The sequence below is a fragment of the Erwinia sp. JH02 genome (assembly GCF_013074405.1).
Lineage (GTDB): Bacteria > Pseudomonadota > Gammaproteobacteria > Enterobacterales > Enterobacteriaceae > Erwinia > Erwinia rhapontici.
This window is the reverse complement of sequence record NZ_JABANZ010000002.1, coordinates 911,182-927,434: the sequence shown is the minus strand read 5'-3', so window position 1 is coordinate 927,434 and position 16,253 is coordinate 911,182. Positions and strand designations below refer to the sequence as shown.

The window sequence follows — 16,253 nt, the reverse complement described above, 5'->3', positions numbered from 1 at the left end:
GTTCTGGTGGCGTTCGAGAGACGCAAAAGAGATTTTCAGCTTGTTACCGGATAAAGAATTAGCGGAAACGAAAGATTTTACGCTGAGGCAAGGCGGAGCCCGGGGCGGCCCGAGGGAGCATACTGAAGTATGTGACTGAGAGACGCGAGGGTGACAACGCTGCATCAGTGAAAAAGATTCGTTTCATGCACAAAGAATTTGCCTGGCGGCTTTAGCGCGGTGGTCCCACCTGACCCCATGCCGAACTCAGAAGTGAAACGCCGTAGCGCCGATGGTAGTGTGGGGTCTCCCCATGCGAGAGTAGGGAACTGCCAGGCATCAAACAACAAAGGGCGACATACGTGTCGCCCTTTAAAATTAAGTGTGCTGATATGGCTCAGTTGGTAGAGCGCACCCTTGGTAAGGGTGAGGTCCCCAGTTCGACTCTGGGTATCAGCACCAGTAATAAAGCGTGAGTTCGGTAAATCAAGAATTTGCCTGGCGGCTTTAGCGCGGTGGTCCCACCTGACCCCATGCCGAACTCAGAAGTGAAACGCCGTAGCGCCGATGGTAGTGTGGGGTCTCCCCATGCGAGAGTAGGGAACTGCCAGGCATCAAACAAAGAAAGAACCCCGACCGAAAGGCCGGGGTTTTTTTTCGTCTGCTGTTTGTCGGTGAGCGACTCTTCACTGGATAAACCTTATGCTTTCGCATAGGGCTTTTGTTGGGGCATAAAAAAGCCCCACCGATAAGCTGGCAGGGCATGATTACATTATTTATACCTATAAATCAGTGTATTACCTGAGACAGGAAGGCTCGGGTACGTTCAGACTTAGGATTAGCGAAGAACTCTTGCGGAGGGGCTTCCTCCACTATCTCACCACGATCCATAAAGATCACCCGGTCTGCCACGGTACGGGCGAAGCCCATTTCGTGAGTCACACACAGCATTGTCATGCCGTCTTCTGCCAGGCCAATCATGGTATCCAGCACTTCCTTCACCATTTCCGGATCGAGCGCGGACGTGGGTTCATCGAACAGCATAATTTTCGGCTTCATACATAATGAACGTGCAATCGCAACGCGCTGCTGCTGACCACCGGAAAGCTGCCCCGGAAATTTATGCGCATGCTCGGCAATACGTACACGCTCAAGATAATGCATCGCCAGTTCTTCGGCCTCTTTCTTCGGGGTTTTACGAACCCAGATAGGCGCGAGAGTACAGTTTTGTAAAACACTCAGATGCGGGAACAGATTGAAATGTTGAAACACCATCCCGACTTCGGTACGGACACGTTCAATATTGCGAAGATCGTCGTTAAGTAACGTACCATCGACGACGATACGCCCCTTTTGATGCTCTTCCAGATGATTAATGCAGCGGATCGTTGTCGATTTCCCGGAGCCGGAAGGACCGCAAAGAACGATGCGTTCACGGGGTTTAACCTTCAGGTTAATGTCTTTCAGTACGTGAAACTGTCCGTACCATTTGTTCACATTTTCGAGCGTAATCATCATCGCGTCGTCAGATGGGGTAATAATTTGAGTCATTTTAAACCTCAGTGCGGTGTACGCCCGGTGTGGAAGCGCTTTTCCAGATACTGGCTATAGCGCGACATGCTGAAACAAAAAATCCAGTAGACCAAAGCAGCAAAGACATAACCCTCGGTGGACATCCCCAGCCAGGCTGGGTCGACGGTGGCCTGCTGCACGCTGCTGAAGAGATCAAACAGACCGATGATGATCACCAGGCTGGTATCTTTAAACAGAGCAATGATGGTGTTAACGAGTCCAGGAATAACCAGCTTTAATGCCTGAGGCAGAATCACCAGCCCCTGGGTTTTCCAATAGCCTAAAGCCAGTGATTCGGCAGCTTCATATTGCCCTTTTGGCAACGCCTGCAGGCCACCACGCACCACTTCTGCCACATAAGCCGACTGGAACAGAATCACCCCGACCAGCGCACGAATGAGCTTATCGATAGAGCTGCCCTCAGCCATAAACAGCGGCAACATCACCGAAGACATAAACAGCACGGTGATCAGCGGCACACCCCGCCAGAACTCAATGAAAAGGACGCATAGCGTGCGCACCACCGGCATCTGCGAACGGCGACCGAGTGCCAGCAGGATGCCTAAAGGTAAGGCGCCTGCGATCCCCACAGACGCAATAATCAGCGTCAGGGTCAGCCCGCCCCACTGACGGGTTTCGACACGTTCCAGCCCCAGATAGCCGCCATACAGCAAGAACCAGACAACAATGGGGTAAATGACAGCCCAGGCGGCGATATAAGTGCCCCGACGCGGCAGCCTTTTAAGGAACATCGGTACAATCGACAGCAGACCGATCACCAGCGCAAGGTTGATACGCCAGCGCAATTCGTGGGGATACAATCCATACATAAACTGGCCAAAACGCGCATGGATAAACACCCAACATGCACCTTCTTTAGTACAGTCAGCACGCGTTTCACCCATCCAGTTAGCCTGGAACACCAGCCAGTTCAGCGCTGGAGGGATAACGGCCCAGATGACCCAGAGGCAGAACAGCGTCAGCAGTGAGTTACCCAGGCTTGAGAACAGATTTCTTCGTGCCCACAACACGGCACGTGACAATGTGCTGGTTGGTACGGTGGGCGTGTCATGAGTGGTAACAGTCGTCATAATCCCGTTCTCTTAGCGCTCAATGAGGGCGATTTTGCGGTTGTAGATATTCATTAACAGCGAAATCGACAGGCTGATGATGAGATACACACCCATGGTGATAGCGATCGTCTCGATGGCTTGACCCGTCTGATTCAATACCGTACCGGCAAACAGCGACACCATATCGGGATAGCCAATCGCTGCTGCCAGCGAAGAGTTTTTCACAATATTGAGATACTGGCTGGTAAGCGGAGGAATAATCACGCGCATTGCCTGTGGGATAATGACCTGACGCAGTGTGACCGGATTGGGTAAGCCGAGAGAACGCGCAGCTTCATGCTGACCGTACGGAACAGATTGAATTCCTGAGCGGATGACTTCAGCAATAAACGAAGAGGTATAGATCGACAGAGCCAGCGTTAGCGCCGCCAGCTCAGGGATCAGAACGAAACCACCACGATAGTTGAAGCCACTAAGTTCCGGGATATCCCAGTGCATTGGGCGGCCTGCTAGCAGCGAGGTGAACAGTGGGAACATAATCAGCATCACGATAGCCGCAGGCCATGTACGGCGCAGTTGTCCTGTTTTCAACTGATGCTGTTTGTTATAACGAAACAGACCGAACGAGATGACCAGTGCCAGTAGCACTGCAATCAGGAAAGGGCCGGTTCCCGCTGCATATTCAGGCCACGGGATATACAACCCACGGTTGCTGACAAACGCGAGATCAAAGGCATTCAGTGCCTGACGAGGTCCTGGCAAATTGCGTAACACAGCAAAATACCAGAAGAATATCTGCAACAGCGGCGGGATATTACGGAACGTCTCAATATAAATATTAGATATTTTCCGCAGCAGCCAGTTGTCAGACAAACGGGCCAAACCAATAAAGAAGCCGAGGAAAGAAGCAAAGACGATACACAGCGCAGAAACCAGTAGGGTATTGGTGAGACCCACCAGGAACACGCGAGCGTAGGTATCCCCTTCAGTATAATCAATCAGATGCTGGACGATACCAAAGCCAGCGCTACGTTCAAGGAAACCAAAACCGGAAGTAATGCCACGGCTTGCCAGGTTAATGATGGTGTTATGAATCAGATAACCCGCAACGGCCAGAACCGCGACGATCGCAATGATCTGGTAAAGCCAGGCGCGCACCGCAGGATTGCTGAATGAAAAATCCCTTTTTACGGTTGGGCGTTGAGACATGTTGAGACCTCAGTGACGAACATTCTGGCGTGGGCACCAGTAAGCCTGGTGCCCTGTAATCGTGGGAATTAACGTACTGGTGGTGCGTACTGAATGCCGCCATTGTTCCACAGGGCATTCTGACCACGAGCAATTTTCAGCTGGCTATCTTTACCGACGTTACGGTCAAAGACTTCCTGATAGTTGCCCACTTGCTTGATGATGTTATAAGCCCATTTGTTATCGAGCTTCAGGTCTTTACCGAAGTCACCTTCCGCGCCCAGCAGGTGAGCCATATCTGGCGTCGATGGTTTCGCCGTCAACTGATCAACATTCTTAGAGGTAATTCCCATCTCTTCGGCATTCAGCATTGCGTACAGAGACCATTTAACGATGGTGTACCAATCGTCATCACCGCGGCGTACAACCGGACCCAGAGGCTCTTTGGAGATCACTTCAGGAAGAACGATGAATTCATTAGGTTTGCCCAACTTGATACGCAATGCGTAAAGCTGAGACTGGTCAGAGGCGAGCGTGTCGCAACGGCCGGTATCGAGAGCTTTAGCTGATTCATCAGAACGGTCAAAGGTCACCGGGGTGTACTGCATTTTGTTAGCTTTGAAGTAGTCGGCCACGTTCAGCTCGGTATCCGTACCTGCCTGGATACATACTGTGGCACCGTCCAGTTCTTTAGCGCTTTTCAGACCGGCTTTTTGATGGGTCAGGAAGCCGATACCGTCGTAATAGTTTACGCCTGCGAAGATGAAGCCCATACCGCCATCACGGGAGGAGGTCCAGGTGGTATTACGAGAAAGGATGTCGACTTCACCCGACTGCAACGCAGTGAAACGCTCTTTTGCAGTCAGCGGGGTATATTTTACTTTTCCAGCATCACCAAACACGGCTGCAGCGGCAGCACGGCAAACGTCCACATCAATACCCGTAAATTTACCGTTGGAATCCGCATAGGAGAAGCCTGGCAGGCCATCGCTGATACCACACTGTACAAAGCCTTTCTTCTTAATGGCATCCAGTGTCGTGCCAGCATGGGCCTGATTTGCAACCGCAAACAGCGTAGCTGCAGCAACCATCGTCGTGAGCATCATCTTTTTCATAAAGCATCCTGTGTGGCGAATTCGTTTTGTTATGTTTAGCGCACGCTTTGGTGCACTTTGCCTGTCTGTGGCCGAAGCCATTCACTGCTTTGCAAAGGTAATGCCAGATTTGCATAGCCCTGAATTTGTTGAAAAGCGTTGCTAATAAAGGGGAGTTTCTTACAAGTAGTATTAATATCGCGCACCAGGAAGGGGCAAAAATAGCCGTGATGGTCACAAATAGTGCAATTAGTTTCACTATATGGAAGCAGTGTGAGGGCGGCGTCAGTTTTTGTTACTTAAATGTAAATAGTCTTGCGCAAACCAGCGCCCTGAGGCGCTGGTGAGAGAGAAAGAGGATAAGGAGGATTAATAGAGAGAACTGGCACCGGTAGGACGGGTTTTAAAGCGGCGATGCAGCCACATATACTGATTCGGCGCACGCATAATCTCGCGTTCAATTACCCGGTTCATATACTCGGCTGCCAGCTGTTCATTCTCGATCGGGTAATCCTGGAGTTCAGGCTGGATGACCAGTTCATAGCCGCTGCCGTCTTCTTTGCGGATCAGTACCACCGTGATCAATGCAGGTTTCGCCATACGCGCCAGCATCCAGGTGCCACTGGTAGTCGCTGCCTCTGGCACGGCGAACAGCGGGGCAAACACGCTCCCCTTCGGACCGTAATCCTGGTCAGGGGCAAACCACACCGCTTCACCCTGTTTTAGCGCCTGTACCATGCCGCGCAGGTCACGGCGATTAATCATCGCCTTGTTAGAACGCATACGCCCTTTGGTCTGTATCCATTCCATCAGCTTGTTATTGTGCGGGCGATACATTGCCATCATTGGCTGACAGATACCCATCGCGCGTCCGCCCAGCTCCAGCGACATAAAGTGCACGCCAATAATCAGCGCCCCGCGCTTTTCACGCTGCGCAGCCTGAAGGTTTTCCAGGCCGGTAACGCTGAACCAACGTTTCACTCGACGATCGGACCAGAACCAGGCCATGCCGGTTTCCAGTAATCCCATTCCCAGAGATTCAAAATTTCCGACGATACGGCGTTCAAGCTGCTCAGGGTCGATATCCGGGAAACAGAGCTCCAGGTTACGGCGGGCAATCGAGACGCGGCGTTTCATAAAACGCATGGAGGTACGGCCCATCCAGAGGCCCAGTTTGTTCAATACAGGATAAGGGAGCTGTACCAGCAGGAATAATACACTGACACCAAACCAGGTCAGCCAATAGCGCGGGCGCAGAAAGCCCCTGTGGAATTTTTGTGACGGCTTCATATTTACTCATTTAAGCATTAAGGGCAGAGAACCTGTAACGCATAATGAAGGCAATCAGTAGCGGTACAATCATTCAGACACCCATTCAGTACGTAGGTTTAGCCACGGCTCATTTTTGGCAGTAATTTACATTCAGGAGATGTTGCATACTGCGTTCAGAAGGTGAGGGCGGCGGGCCTGCGAAGGAATTTCAAGTACACGTGAGTTTACACAGGTTATCCTGCATACAGGAAGAGGTGAGCGGGATTTTTCTTGTGCGAAAAGGCCTGTCAATCTTCACCCATTCTCCACATCACCTACATAGTATGCGTCAGGGATGATGCGACTATCAATAAAAAAGCGCTTAGCCCTAAAGAGGGATAAGCGCTTTCGAAACAACATGATAGCCAGGGCTATTAGTTCATGCCGTATTTTTTCAGTTTCTTACGTAGTGTACCGCGGTTGATGCCCATCATCAGGGCTGCACGGGTCTGGTTGCCACGGGTGTATTGCATCACCATGTCCAACAGAGGCTGTTCTACTTCAGCCAGTACCAGCTCATACAGATCATTTACATCCTGACCATTCAGTTGAGCAAAATAGTTCTTCAGTGCCTGTTTGACCGAATCACGAAGTGGCTTTTGGGTCACCTGATCCTGTGAATTCACGGTAGATACGGTCAGTACGTCAGAATTTACGCGTTGTTCGAACATAGTTCTGTCAGCTCTTTATTTCTAATTACGCAAGATTTTCGAAGTATGCCTCCAACGCCTCCAGCTGTTCGCTGGCATCCTCTATGGCGTTGAATGTGCGCCGAAACTGGTCGTTTGGGGCGTGCTCCTGCAGATACCAGGAGACGTGCTTCCGGGCAATACGGTATCCTTTGCGGTGACCATAAAAGTCGTGCAGTTCCCGTAAGTGCCCGATGAGCAAGCGCTTTACTTCAGCCAGTGGCATCGGTGCCAGCAGCTCCCCAGTGTCCAGATAGTGCTGGATTTCCCGGAAGATCCACGGTCTTCCCTGAGCCGCCCGTCCTATCATCAGGGCATCAGCCCCCGTATAGTCAAGTACGGCTCTGGCTTTATGCGGGTCAGTAATGTCTCCATTCGCGATAACCGGAATGGATACGTTCTGCTTAACTGTCCGAATGCTGTCGTACTCAGCTTCGCCGTTGAACAAACACGCGCGTGTGCGTCCGTGAATTGTCAGGGCCTGAATACCGCAGCGTTCAGCCAATTGGGCAATCTCTACACAGTTGCGGTTGTCGCTATCCCAGCCAGTGCGAATCTTTAAGGTAACTGGTACGTCAACTGCATTCACCACCGCTAAGAGGATAGACTTCACCAGCTCAGGGTGTTGCAGCAGCGCCGAACCTGCCATCTTGCGATTCACTTTTTTGGCCGGACAACCCATATTAATGTCGATCACCTGCGCACCTGACACTGCATTGATGCGCGCGGCTGCCGCCATTTCTTCCGGGTCACAACCGGCAATTTGCACGGTACGAATACCAGGTTCGTCACTGTGTACCATACGCAACCGCGACTTATCGCTACCCCAGACTTCAGGGTTTGACGACATCATCTCGGAGACGGTCATACCAGCGCCCATTGCATAGCAAAGGGTCCTGAATGGCCTGTCTGTTATCCCGGCCATCGGGGCTGCAATCAAACGATTACGAAGCTGGTGATTTCCTATGCGCATGAAAAAAAAGTGACCATAGTGTGTCCGCAAGGCGGCGTATATTACGCATTTTTTCAGGAAGATGAAAGGCCAAACTTTGAACAATCCGCTGTTGCGGATCAAGTAATCATCGTACCTGGCAGCGGAATTAATATTATAATTATATAAAACAATGAATTAAAAAAATACGACGAAATTGTGTACAAAGATTTTTCTTTTTTTGTGACCCGGATAACAACATAAATCACGCCAGTTGAGCCGTTATTCGAGACATATGACGTGATGAACGTGCTGACACAGCTTATCCGGGCTGCGCCAGCCGGTTATTTTATCGGCGAATACCCGTAATGCGACACCACTCTTCTTTCTCTGCCACGGGATCCAGCGTGAAGGTTTCCGCGTAAGCTTCACATACGCTGTCAGCCTGACTGGCCAGCACGCCTGAAAGGCCAAGATGACCGCCTGTTTTAGGCAGGACGCTAATCAGCGGTGCCAGCTCGCGCAGTGGGCCTGCCAGGATATTCGCCACCACCACATCAGCAATAAGGTTGTCTGGTTGCTGGTGTGGCAGATACAGCGAGAGACGCTCTGATACGCCGTTACGTTGTGCATTGTCACGGCTGGCCTGAATTGCCTGCGGATCGATGTCAATACCGATAGCGGCAGCAGCACCCAGCTTCAAAGCAGCAATCGCCAGAATGCCGGAACCACAGCCGAAATCGATCACGGTTTTACCTTCCAGGTCCAGACCATCCAGCCAGGCCAGACAAAGTGCGGTGGTCGGGTGGGTGCCGGTACCAAACGCCAGGCCCGGGTCGAGCATCACGTTTACCGCAGTAGGATCGGGCACATCGCGCCAGCTTGGGCAGATCCACAGGCGCTGTCCGAAGCGCATCGGGTGGAAGTTATCCATCCACTCACGTTCCCAGTCTTTGTCCTCGATCTGCTCAATCTTATGGTGAAAACCAGCGCCCAGCAGCGGATGCTGTTCCAGCCCGGCAATCACATCGGGCATCTCAGTTTCAGCATCGAACAGGCCAATCACATCGGTATCACCCCACAGACGCGTTTCGCCCGGTAAGGGTTCAAACACCGGATTGTCGTGGGTATCCTGGAAGGTCACCGACACGGCGCCATTTTCAATCAGTGCATCACCCAGCTCTTCAGCCTGAGCGCCGGTGGTATTAAGCTTCATTTGGATCCAAGGCATAATAATCTCTTCATTCAATCGGAGTGTGGGCAGTCGTCGCCAGGGTGTCAGAGTGACCAAAACGGTTGCCAATAATAAAGGCCAGCAAGCTGAGTAACAGTGCCGGAACAATCGGGTGGAACCCCCAGGGTTGCAGCGACAGGCTGGCCAGCAGGGTGTAACAGGCCGCACCCGATACCATACTGCTCAGTGCGCCAGCCGCGTTGGCTCTTTCCCAGTACAACCCCAGCACCAGCGGCCAGAGGAATACGGCTTCCAGCCCGCCAAAGGCCAGCAGATTCAGCCAGATAATCATATCGGGTGGATTCCAGGCCGCCACCAGCAACAGGAGCCCCAGTATCAGCGTCACCAGCGAGGATAAGCGCTTCAACAGCGGTTCATTATCCAGCTGATGCGGTCGCATCCGCAGATAGAGATCTTTGACGATCGTTGCCGACGATTGTAGCAGCTGTGCGTTAATGGTGGACATGATCGCCGCCATCGGCGCCGCAAGAAAGATCCCGGCAGCCAGTGGTGGCAGTACCTGGATCATTAACGTTGGGATCACCTGGTCCGGGATCTGTAAATCCGGGATCACCGCGCGTCCTAAAGCCCCTGCGAGATGCATACCAAACATCAGAACTGCAACGACCACGGTGCCAAGCAGGATCGCCAGATGTACGGCTTTACTGTCTTTATAGGAGATGCAACGTACCGCCGTGTGTGGCAGACCAATAACGCCAAAGCACACCAGCACAGAGAAAGAGGCAAGGAATGTCGGGGTCAGAATGTTATCAACACCTGTCGATGACACCAGTTTTGGATCAATATGCTGTAGGGTTTCTACGGCCTTATGCATCCCGCCAGCGGCATGGATCACGGCGAACAGCAGCAGGAAGGTGCCTGCCAGCATCACCAGGCCTTGCATAGCATCATTAAGGACGCTGGCACGGAAGCCACCAAACGCCGTATACAAAGCGATGGAGATGCCAAAAATCAGCAGTCCGGTATCGTAAGGGATCCCCGCAGCGGTTTCCAACAGACGTGCACCGCCGATGAACTGCACGGTCATGGCACCAATAAATGCGACCAGCAGGCTGATACTTGCCAGCCAGACCAGCATTGGGCTGCGGTAGCGTGCATACAGCATATCGTTAAGCGTCACGGCATTATAACGCCGCGCCAGAATGGCAAACTTCTTACCCAAAATCCCCAGTGACAGCCATACGGCAGGCACCTGTACCATCGACAGTAGCACCCATCCTAGTCCGTATTTATAGGCGGCTCCTGGGCCACCAATAAACGAGCTGGCGCTGATATAAGTGGTGGTCAGTGTCATGGCCAGCACGAAGCCACCCATTGAACGGCTGCCGAGGAAGTATTCACTCAGGAAGCTGCCCTCACGGCGCTGACGCATGGCGTACACAGAGAGTCCGGCAACCAGTAACAGGTAGCCAATTAGAGGCAAAATAATGTCAAGCTTCACCGTCATCCTCCAGAGGAATATCGCGGAAGATGACGCGAACCATCAGCCAGCAGAGAAAAATGAACAAACCGGGCACCAGCAGGCAGGCGATTTCAAACCAGTGCGGCAGTCCGGTGACACCTTGCACATCGTCCGGTAGCCAGGCTGACAGCGCCCAACAGGCAAGATAAGCCACTGCCAGCCAGAATGACCAGCGCGCTTCACGGTGGGCCTGAATAAAACGTTTTTCCATGCGTTTCTTCCCCAAAATAAGAAGGGGCCGAATAATCGGCCCCTCTGCATACAGCGAACTCTGCTGGCGGGTCGGGCATGCCCGACCCCTACGATAGGGCGGGAATGCCCCCGTAGAGGTCAGACATGCCCGCCCCCCTACGCTATGGTGGGTATGCACCCTCCTGTAGAGGGCAGGCACGCCTGACCCGGGCCAATTATTTCTCTTGCAGGCCGAGTTTTTTCTCCAGATAGTGGATATTCGTTCCACCGTGCTGGAAGTTCTCGTCCGACATGATTTTCATCTGCAGTTCGATGTTGGTCTTAATTCCGTCGATGATCAGCTCCGCCAGCGCATTTTTCATGCGTGAAATAGCCACATCGCGGTTTTCACCGAAGGTAATCAGCTTACCAATCATTGAGTCATAGTACGGCGGCACGCTATAACCGGCGTAGATATGAGATTCCCAACGCACACCAAATCCACCTGGTGCATGGAAGCGGGTGATTTTGCCTGGGCTTGGCAGGAAGGTGTTGGCATCTTCAGCGTTAATACGGCATTCCACCGCATGACCGCGAATGATCACTTCTTCCTGTTTGATCGACAGCGGCTGACCGGCAGCAATACGCAGCTGCTCTTTAATCAGGTCAACGCCTGTGATCATCTCCGTCACCGGATGCTCTACCTGAATACGGGTGTTCATCTCAATGAAGTAGAACTCACCGTTTTCATACAGGAACTCGAAGGTGCCGGCGCCACGATAGCCAATATCAACACAGGCTTTCGAGCAGCGCTCGCCGATGTAACGGCGCATCTCTTCAGTGATACCTGGTGCTGGCGCTTCTTCCACGACTTTCTGGTGACGACGCTGCATTGAGCAGTCACGTTCAGCCAGATAGATAGCGTTGCCCTGACCGTCAGCCAAAATCTGAATTTCGATATGGCGTGGGTTTTCCAGGTATTTTTCCATGTAAACCATGTCGTTGTTGAAAGCCGCTTTGGCTTCCGCTTTCGTCATGTTGATGGATTGTTCCAGGTCTTTGTCGCCGCGCACAACGCGCATACCACGACCGCCGCCGCCGCCGGAGGCTTTAATAATGACCGGATAGCCGATGCGTTTTGCGAAGGCACGGTTTTTATCCATATCTTCGGTTAACGGGCCATCGGAGCCTGGCACCGTCGGAACACCTGCTTTCTTCATCGCGGTGATTGCCGACACTTTATCGCCCATCAGGCGGATAGTTTCTGCTTTCGGCCCGATAAAGATAAAGCCAGAGCGTTCAACCTGCTCGGCAAAGTCAGCATTCTCAGACAAGAAACCGTAGCCTGGGTGGATAGCAACAGACCCGGTGATCTCAGCGGCTGAAATCAGTGCCGGGATGTTCAGATAGCTTTTCACTGACGGTGGCGGGCCAATACAGACCGTTTCATCTGCCAGCAGTACGTGCTTCAGATCGCGGTCCGCAGTGGAGTGCACTGCCACAGTCTTGATGCCCAGTTCTTTACAGGCGCGGAGAATTCGCAGCGCGATTTCACCACGGTTAGCAATTACAATTTTATCCAGCATGGCTCGCCTCGTTATTCGATGACTACCAGCGGCTCGTCAAACTCAACAGGCTGACCGCTTTCGACCAGAATCGCTTTCACAATGCCGGATTTATCGGCTTCGATCTGGTTCATCATTTTCATCGCTTCAACGATGCACAGGGTGTCACCGGCGTTAACTTTCTGACCGATTTCCACAAAGGCTTTCGCATCCGGGCTTGGGGTACGATAGAAAGTACCGACCATAGGAGAACGCACGATATGGCCACTGATCTCAGCAGCTGCAGGCGCTTCCATTACCGGAGCGGTAGCCGGAGCGACAGCGTTAGCCAGTGCAGGCTGCTGCATCATTGGTGCAGCATAGGCCTGCTGCATCATCGGGTAACCAACGTTAACTGGTGCACGGCTAATGCGAACAGACTCTTCGCCTTCAGAGATTTCCAGTTCAGCGATGCCTGATTCTTCAACCAGTTCGATCAGTTTTTTAATCTTACGAATATCCATGATGTGGTTCCGTACTCTGTTTAATGAGATGGTGACAGGCGTTTGACTGCCGTCTGTAAAGCCCAGGAATAACCGTCGACGCCAAGTCCACAGATCACGCCGGCAGAAATATCAGAAAGATACGAATGATGACGAAAGGGCTCACGGGCATGCACGTTTGACAGATGAACCTCGATAAACGGGATGCTGACTGCCAGCAGTGCGTCACGCAATGCCACGCTGGTGTGTGTGAATGCAGCCGGGTTTATGACGATATAATCGACATTGCCTTTCGCCTCATGTATGCGATCGATCAGCGCATATTCCGCATTAGACTGGAGATGACTCAGTGTGACGTTAAGCGCGTTAGCCTGCGAGGTCAGATCGCTGACAATCTCGGCCAGCGTGGTATGACCATACTTTTCAGGCTCACGGGTTCCCAACATATTCAGATTGGGGCCGTTCAAAAGCAGTACGTGCAACTTATCCGTCATCTTGCTGCTATCTCCTGCGATAATAATGGCATCGCACAAAATACATCGCCAAAGCCAGTTTGTCACCTTTTCAGATGAAATTTGGCAAAGGCCACGAATGAAGTCGGGCATTATAACGATATCAACGCAATTAGCAGCTAAATACTGGTCGTATCAGCGAAGATGATCAACCACACCCGGTTAAAAAGGCAGGGTTGATCGCTGAAGATGTGGGGTGGAACACAGTAATCAGGATTTACCTGGCAACCACTTACGTAGCTTTTTGTAACGCCATGCCAGCAAGATCGCGGCAATTAACGCATAAATCCACGGCTGAGGGGAAAGGATTTTTACCGACCACAGATAATGAACCGGTGCCAGGATAGCCACCAGATAGACGGCATTGTGCAGTGTTTGCCAGCGCTTACCCAATGTGCGCTGTGCCCGCTGGAACGATGTGACAGCCAGCAGTAGCAGCACGATCCAGCAAATAATACCGAGTGTCAGGTAAGGGCGTGAGATCAGCTCTGATCCCAGCAGACCGAGATTACTGATCCCCAGTTCGAGTAATGAGTAGCTCACCAGATGCAGCGTGGCCCAGGCAAAGCACCATAATCCCAGCAGGCGGCGTACACGAATCAGCAGCGGTTGCTTACCGTAGCGTGCCAGCGGCGTTACCGCGAGGGAGGCCAGCAAAAATTTTAATGCCATTCTGCCGGTAAAATGCTGGATATCTTTGGCCGGGTCGGCACTGAACCAGCCCTGATCAATCGAGAGCAGCAGCCACAATAGCGGCAAAAAGCCCGCCAGATGCAGCAACACCTTCAGGCCTGTAATCTGTTTTAACGACAGGCGCACCATTTAGAAATTCTCCCGCAGATCCAGCCCGCGGTAGAGGGAAGCAACCTGTTCAGCATAACCGTTAAACAGCAGCGTTGGCTGGCGTTTGACATCAAGAATACCGCCGGAGCCGATAAAACGTTCGGTTGCCTGTGACCAGCGTGGGTGATCGACGTGAGGATTCACATTGGCGAAGAAACCATATTCATTGCCTGCCAGCTGATTCCAGGTTGTTGGGGGCATATCTTTCACCAGGGTGATTTTTACTATCGACTTGATACCTTTAAAACCGTATTTCCACGGCACTGTCAGGCGAATGGGCGCACCGTTTTGTGGGGGCAGCGCTTTGCCATATACGCCGGTGGTTAACAGCGTGAGTGGGTGCATGGCTTCATCCAACCGCAGGCCTTCTACGTAAGGATAATCCAGCCCCCCGCCGATAAAGCGGTCCTGCTGGCCTGGCATCTGATCGGGCGCGTAGAGCGTCTGGAAAGCAACATAGCGTGCATTGCTGGTGGGTTCGGCAGCCTTCAGCAGTTTACCCAGCTCGAAACCGATCCACGGCACTACCATGGACCAGGCTTCGACACAGCGCATACGGTAAATGCGCTGCTCCAGTGGAAAGCGCTTAAAGATATCATCCATATCAAGCGTGAGCGGCTTGCCAACTTCACCGCCGATCTGGATCTTCCAGTCGGTGGTTTTTAATGTGCCGGCATTGGCGGCAGGATCCGCTTTATCCAACCCAAACTCGTAAAAGTTATTATAGCCAGTGACCTTGTCTTCTGGCGTCAGCGCAAGGTCTGCCTGATAAAGTGCGGGTTTGCTAAATTCTAATGCTTTACCGGATGCCGCCTTCGGGCGGTCATTACCTTTAAACCATGACAGCACATCAGCGCGAGCGGCGGTGGGCAGGGAAAGTGCAGCCGCACTCAACCCGAGGGTTTTGAGCAGCGTACGACGGCGCGTATTAAAGACGCTCTCCGGCGTGACATCATTTTCAGTCAGTTTGTTGATGGTTTTCATCTGTGACCCTTGCTCAGGTATGGGTAATAACCCTGAGCATGGCGCAGTGCCACGATTTAAGCGAATACTGGCGAAAAAATATGAAATTTCCTGGGAGAAAGGCATCCCTCGCCATCATAGCGAGGGACATAGCATTAGCGGATACGCACCAGGGTACGGCCAGTAATCTCGTTATTCAGCAGTTTTTCAGCGGCGCTGGCGGCTTCTGACAGGGGAACCTCAGTAGTGGCCTGTTGATAAAACGATGCTGGCAGCACTTTCAGCAGACGTTTCCAGGCTTCACGACGACGTGGTGCTGGCGTCATCACGGAATCCACCCCTTGCAGACGGACATTACGCAGGATAAACGGCATGACGCTGGTGGGCAGGGCAAAGCCACCTGCCAGGCCGCACGCAGCGACCACACCGTTGTAGTTCATCTGCGCCAGCACACTGGCCAGCACCTGATCGCCTGCGGTATCGACCGCCCCTGCCCAGCGTTGTTTCTCCAGCGGCCGCGCCACCGAACTGAATGCACTGCGCGGCAGCACCTCGCGTGCCCCCAACTGATTGAGGTAGTCATGCGTTGATTCGCGTCCGCTGACGGCCACAACGTGATAACCGAGTGCACTGAGCAGTGCGATGGCGGTGCTTCCCACGCCACCGCTGGCACCCGTGACCAATATTTCACCGCTTTCTGGCGTCACGCCGCCTTCTTCCAGCGCCATAACACACAGCATGGCGGTAAACCCGGCCGTACCAATGATCATCGCCTGGCGGCCATCCATGCCTTCTGGCATCGGGACCAGCCAGTCTGCTTTAACACGTGCCTGTTCGGCCAGGCCGCCCCAGTGGTTTTCACCTACGCCCCAGCCCGTTAGCAGCACCGGCTGACCGCTGTGGAAACGGGGATCGCTACTGGTATGCACTTTCCCGGCAAAATCGATACCGGGCACCATCGGAAACTGGCGGATAATCTTGCCCTTGCCGGTAATCGCCAGCGCATCTTTATAGTTAATACCCGACCAGTCCACATCGACCTTGACCTCGCCTTCCGGCAGGCTGTCAGCGCTAATGAACTTCACGGCAGCAACGGTTTTGCCTTCTGACTGTTCGAGAACCAGAGCCTGCATGAGAATCTCCTGAAAATAGTGGTTTCATTA

16 protein-coding genes, 1 tRNA gene and 2 rRNA genes are annotated in these 16,253 nt (G+C 52.6%); 3 read left to right on the top strand and 16 right to left on the bottom strand.

Going from position 1 to position 16,253, the window contains the following annotated elements:
• The first annotated feature begins 201 nt into the window (after nucleotides 1-201).
• The 3 genes from rrf (HHI26_RS09000) (at nucleotide 202) to rrf (HHI26_RS08990) (ending at nucleotide 592) form a co-directional block, all read left to right on the top strand.
• Nucleotides 202-317 (top strand): 5S ribosomal RNA (rrf, locus tag HHI26_RS09000).
• Nucleotides 318-365: 48 nt separating this feature from the next.
• Nucleotides 366-441: transfer RNA gene (locus tag HHI26_RS08995), tRNA-Thr, on the top strand.
• A gap of 35 nt (nucleotides 442-476) precedes the next feature.
• Nucleotides 477-592 (top strand): 5S ribosomal RNA (gene rrf / locus HHI26_RS08990).
• Between the two features lie 176 nt (nucleotides 593-768).
• On the opposite strand, the gene HHI26_RS08985 is transcribed toward rrf (HHI26_RS08990), so the two are convergent.
• From HHI26_RS08985 to HHI26_RS08910, 16 genes are all read right to left on the bottom strand, one after another.
• Nucleotides 769-1,530 carry an amino acid ABC transporter ATP-binding protein gene (locus tag HHI26_RS08985; RefSeq protein ID WP_133844197.1) on the bottom strand — a complete coding sequence of 254 codons (762 nt, stop codon included), beginning with the start codon at nucleotides 1,528-1,530 and terminating at the stop codon, nucleotides 769-771.
• A gap of 8 nt (nucleotides 1,531-1,538) precedes the next feature.
• The gene (locus HHI26_RS08980; RefSeq protein ID WP_133844195.1) at nucleotides 1,539-2,642 is read right to left on the bottom strand and encodes an amino acid ABC transporter permease; all 1,104 of its coding nucleotides are present in this window, start codon (nucleotides 2,640-2,642) and stop codon (nucleotides 1,539-1,541) included.
• A gap of 12 nt (nucleotides 2,643-2,654) precedes the next feature.
• Nucleotides 2,655-3,833, bottom strand: coding sequence for an amino acid ABC transporter permease (locus HHI26_RS08975; RefSeq protein WP_133844193.1), 1,179 nt, complete (start codon nucleotides 3,831-3,833; stop codon nucleotides 2,655-2,657).
• A gap of 68 nt (nucleotides 3,834-3,901) precedes the next feature.
• A complete protein-coding gene (locus tag HHI26_RS08970) occupies nucleotides 3,902-4,927 on the bottom strand; it encodes an amino acid ABC transporter substrate-binding protein (protein WP_133844191.1) in 1,026 nt (341 codons plus the stop codon).
• Between the two features lie 348 nt (nucleotides 4,928-5,275).
• The gene (gene lpxP / locus HHI26_RS08965; protein WP_171148923.1) at nucleotides 5,276-6,196 is read right to left on the bottom strand and encodes a kdo(2)-lipid IV(A) palmitoleoyltransferase; all 921 of its coding nucleotides are present in this window, start codon (nucleotides 6,194-6,196) and stop codon (nucleotides 5,276-5,278) included.
• A gap of 395 nt (nucleotides 6,197-6,591) precedes the next feature.
• On the bottom strand, nucleotides 6,592-6,888 hold the full coding sequence (gene fis, locus HHI26_RS08960) for a DNA-binding transcriptional regulator Fis (RefSeq protein WP_000462905.1): 297 nt from the start codon (nucleotides 6,886-6,888) through the stop codon (nucleotides 6,592-6,594).
• 25 nt (nucleotides 6,889-6,913) lie between these two features.
• On the bottom strand, nucleotides 6,914-7,879 hold the full coding sequence (gene dusB / locus HHI26_RS08955) for a tRNA dihydrouridine synthase DusB (protein ID WP_133844187.1): 966 nt from the start codon (nucleotides 7,877-7,879) through the stop codon (nucleotides 6,914-6,916).
• A 307-nt stretch (nucleotides 7,880-8,186) separates the two neighbouring features.
• Nucleotides 8,187-9,068 (bottom strand): 50S ribosomal protein L11 methyltransferase, encoded by an 882-nt coding sequence (prmA, locus tag HHI26_RS08950; protein ID WP_133844185.1) that lies wholly within the window; start codon nucleotides 9,066-9,068, stop codon nucleotides 8,187-8,189.
• Nucleotides 9,069-9,078: 10 nt separating this feature from the next.
• Nucleotides 9,079-10,533: a sodium/pantothenate symporter gene (gene panF, locus HHI26_RS08945; RefSeq protein WP_133844183.1), complete on the bottom strand. Its 1,455-nt coding sequence runs from the start codon at nucleotides 10,531-10,533 to the stop codon at nucleotides 9,079-9,081.
• Nucleotides 10,523-10,765: a YhdT family protein gene (locus HHI26_RS08940; protein ID WP_133844181.1), complete on the bottom strand. Its 243-nt coding sequence runs from the start codon at nucleotides 10,763-10,765 to the stop codon at nucleotides 10,523-10,525. The genes panF and HHI26_RS08940 overlap by 11 nt, the downstream gene beginning before the upstream one ends.
• A 196-nt stretch (nucleotides 10,766-10,961) precedes the next feature.
• A complete protein-coding gene (gene accC / locus HHI26_RS08935; protein ID WP_133844179.1) occupies nucleotides 10,962-12,311 on the bottom strand; it encodes an acetyl-CoA carboxylase biotin carboxylase subunit in 1,350 nt (449 codons plus the stop codon).
• An 11-nt stretch (nucleotides 12,312-12,322) separates the two neighbouring features.
• Nucleotides 12,323-12,793 carry an acetyl-CoA carboxylase biotin carboxyl carrier protein gene (gene accB, locus HHI26_RS08930; protein ID WP_133844177.1) on the bottom strand — a complete coding sequence of 157 codons (471 nt, stop codon included), beginning with the start codon at nucleotides 12,791-12,793 and terminating at the stop codon, nucleotides 12,323-12,325.
• 20 nt (nucleotides 12,794-12,813) lie between these two features.
• Complete coding sequence (gene aroQ, locus HHI26_RS08925) at nucleotides 12,814-13,266, bottom strand: type II 3-dehydroquinate dehydratase (RefSeq protein WP_133844175.1); 453 nt, start codon at nucleotides 13,264-13,266, stop codon at nucleotides 12,814-12,816.
• 228 nt (nucleotides 13,267-13,494) lie between these two features.
• Nucleotides 13,495-14,103: a protein-methionine-sulfoxide reductase heme-binding subunit MsrQ gene (gene msrQ / locus HHI26_RS08920; RefSeq protein ID WP_171148947.1), complete on the bottom strand. Its 609-nt coding sequence runs from the start codon at nucleotides 14,101-14,103 to the stop codon at nucleotides 13,495-13,497.
• A 3-nt stretch (nucleotides 14,104-14,106) separates the two neighbouring features.
• Nucleotides 14,107-15,111 carry a protein-methionine-sulfoxide reductase catalytic subunit MsrP gene (msrP, locus tag HHI26_RS08915; protein ID WP_167863380.1) on the bottom strand — a complete coding sequence of 335 codons (1,005 nt, stop codon included), beginning with the start codon at nucleotides 15,109-15,111 and terminating at the stop codon, nucleotides 14,107-14,109.
• Between the two features lie 134 nt (nucleotides 15,112-15,245).
• Nucleotides 15,246-16,223 carry an MDR family oxidoreductase gene (locus HHI26_RS08910; RefSeq protein WP_159337312.1) on the bottom strand — a complete coding sequence of 326 codons (978 nt, stop codon included), beginning with the start codon at nucleotides 16,221-16,223 and terminating at the stop codon, nucleotides 15,246-15,248.
• Nucleotides 16,224-16,253: the final 30 nt, after the last annotated feature.

Coding starts and splice junctions, on each gene's coding strand:
- dusB (WP_133844187.1), bottom strand. CDS start 7,879: ATGCGCATAGGAAATCACCAGCTTCGTAATCGTTTGATTGCAGCCCCG.
- msrP (WP_167863380.1), bottom strand. CDS start 15,111: ATGAAAACCATCAACAAACTGACTGAAAATGATGTCACGCCGGAGAGC.
- aroQ (WP_133844175.1), bottom strand. CDS start 13,266: ATGACGGATAAGTTGCACGTACTGCTTTTGAACGGCCCCAATCTGAAT.
- HHI26_RS08970 (WP_133844191.1), bottom strand. CDS start 4,927: ATGAAAAAGATGATGCTCACGACGATGGTTGCTGCAGCTACGCTGTTT.
- accC (WP_133844179.1), bottom strand. CDS start 12,311: ATGCTGGATAAAATTGTAATTGCTAACCGTGGTGAAATCGCGCTGCGA.
- fis (WP_000462905.1), bottom strand. CDS start 6,888: ATGTTCGAACAACGCGTAAATTCTGACGTACTGACCGTATCTACCGTG.
- HHI26_RS08910 (WP_159337312.1), bottom strand. CDS start 16,223: ATGCAGGCTCTGGTTCTCGAACAGTCAGAAGGCAAAACCGTTGCTGCC.
- HHI26_RS08975 (WP_133844193.1), bottom strand. CDS start 3,833: ATGTCTCAACGCCCAACCGTAAAAAGGGATTTTTCATTCAGCAATCCT.
- HHI26_RS08940 (WP_133844181.1), bottom strand. CDS start 10,765: ATGGAAAAACGTTTTATTCAGGCCCACCGTGAAGCGCGCTGGTCATTC.
- HHI26_RS08985 (WP_133844197.1), bottom strand. CDS start 1,530: ATGACTCAAATTATTACCCCATCTGACGACGCGATGATGATTACGCTC.
- accB (WP_133844177.1), bottom strand. CDS start 12,793: ATGGATATTCGTAAGATTAAAAAACTGATCGAACTGGTTGAAGAATCA.
- prmA (WP_133844185.1), bottom strand. CDS start 9,068: ATGCCTTGGATCCAAATGAAGCTTAATACCACCGGCGCTCAGGCTGAA.
- lpxP (WP_171148923.1), bottom strand. CDS start 6,196: ATGAAGCCGTCACAAAAATTCCACAGGGGCTTTCTGCGCCCGCGCTAT.
- HHI26_RS08980 (WP_133844195.1), bottom strand. CDS start 2,642: ATGACGACTGTTACCACTCATGACACGCCCACCGTACCAACCAGCACA.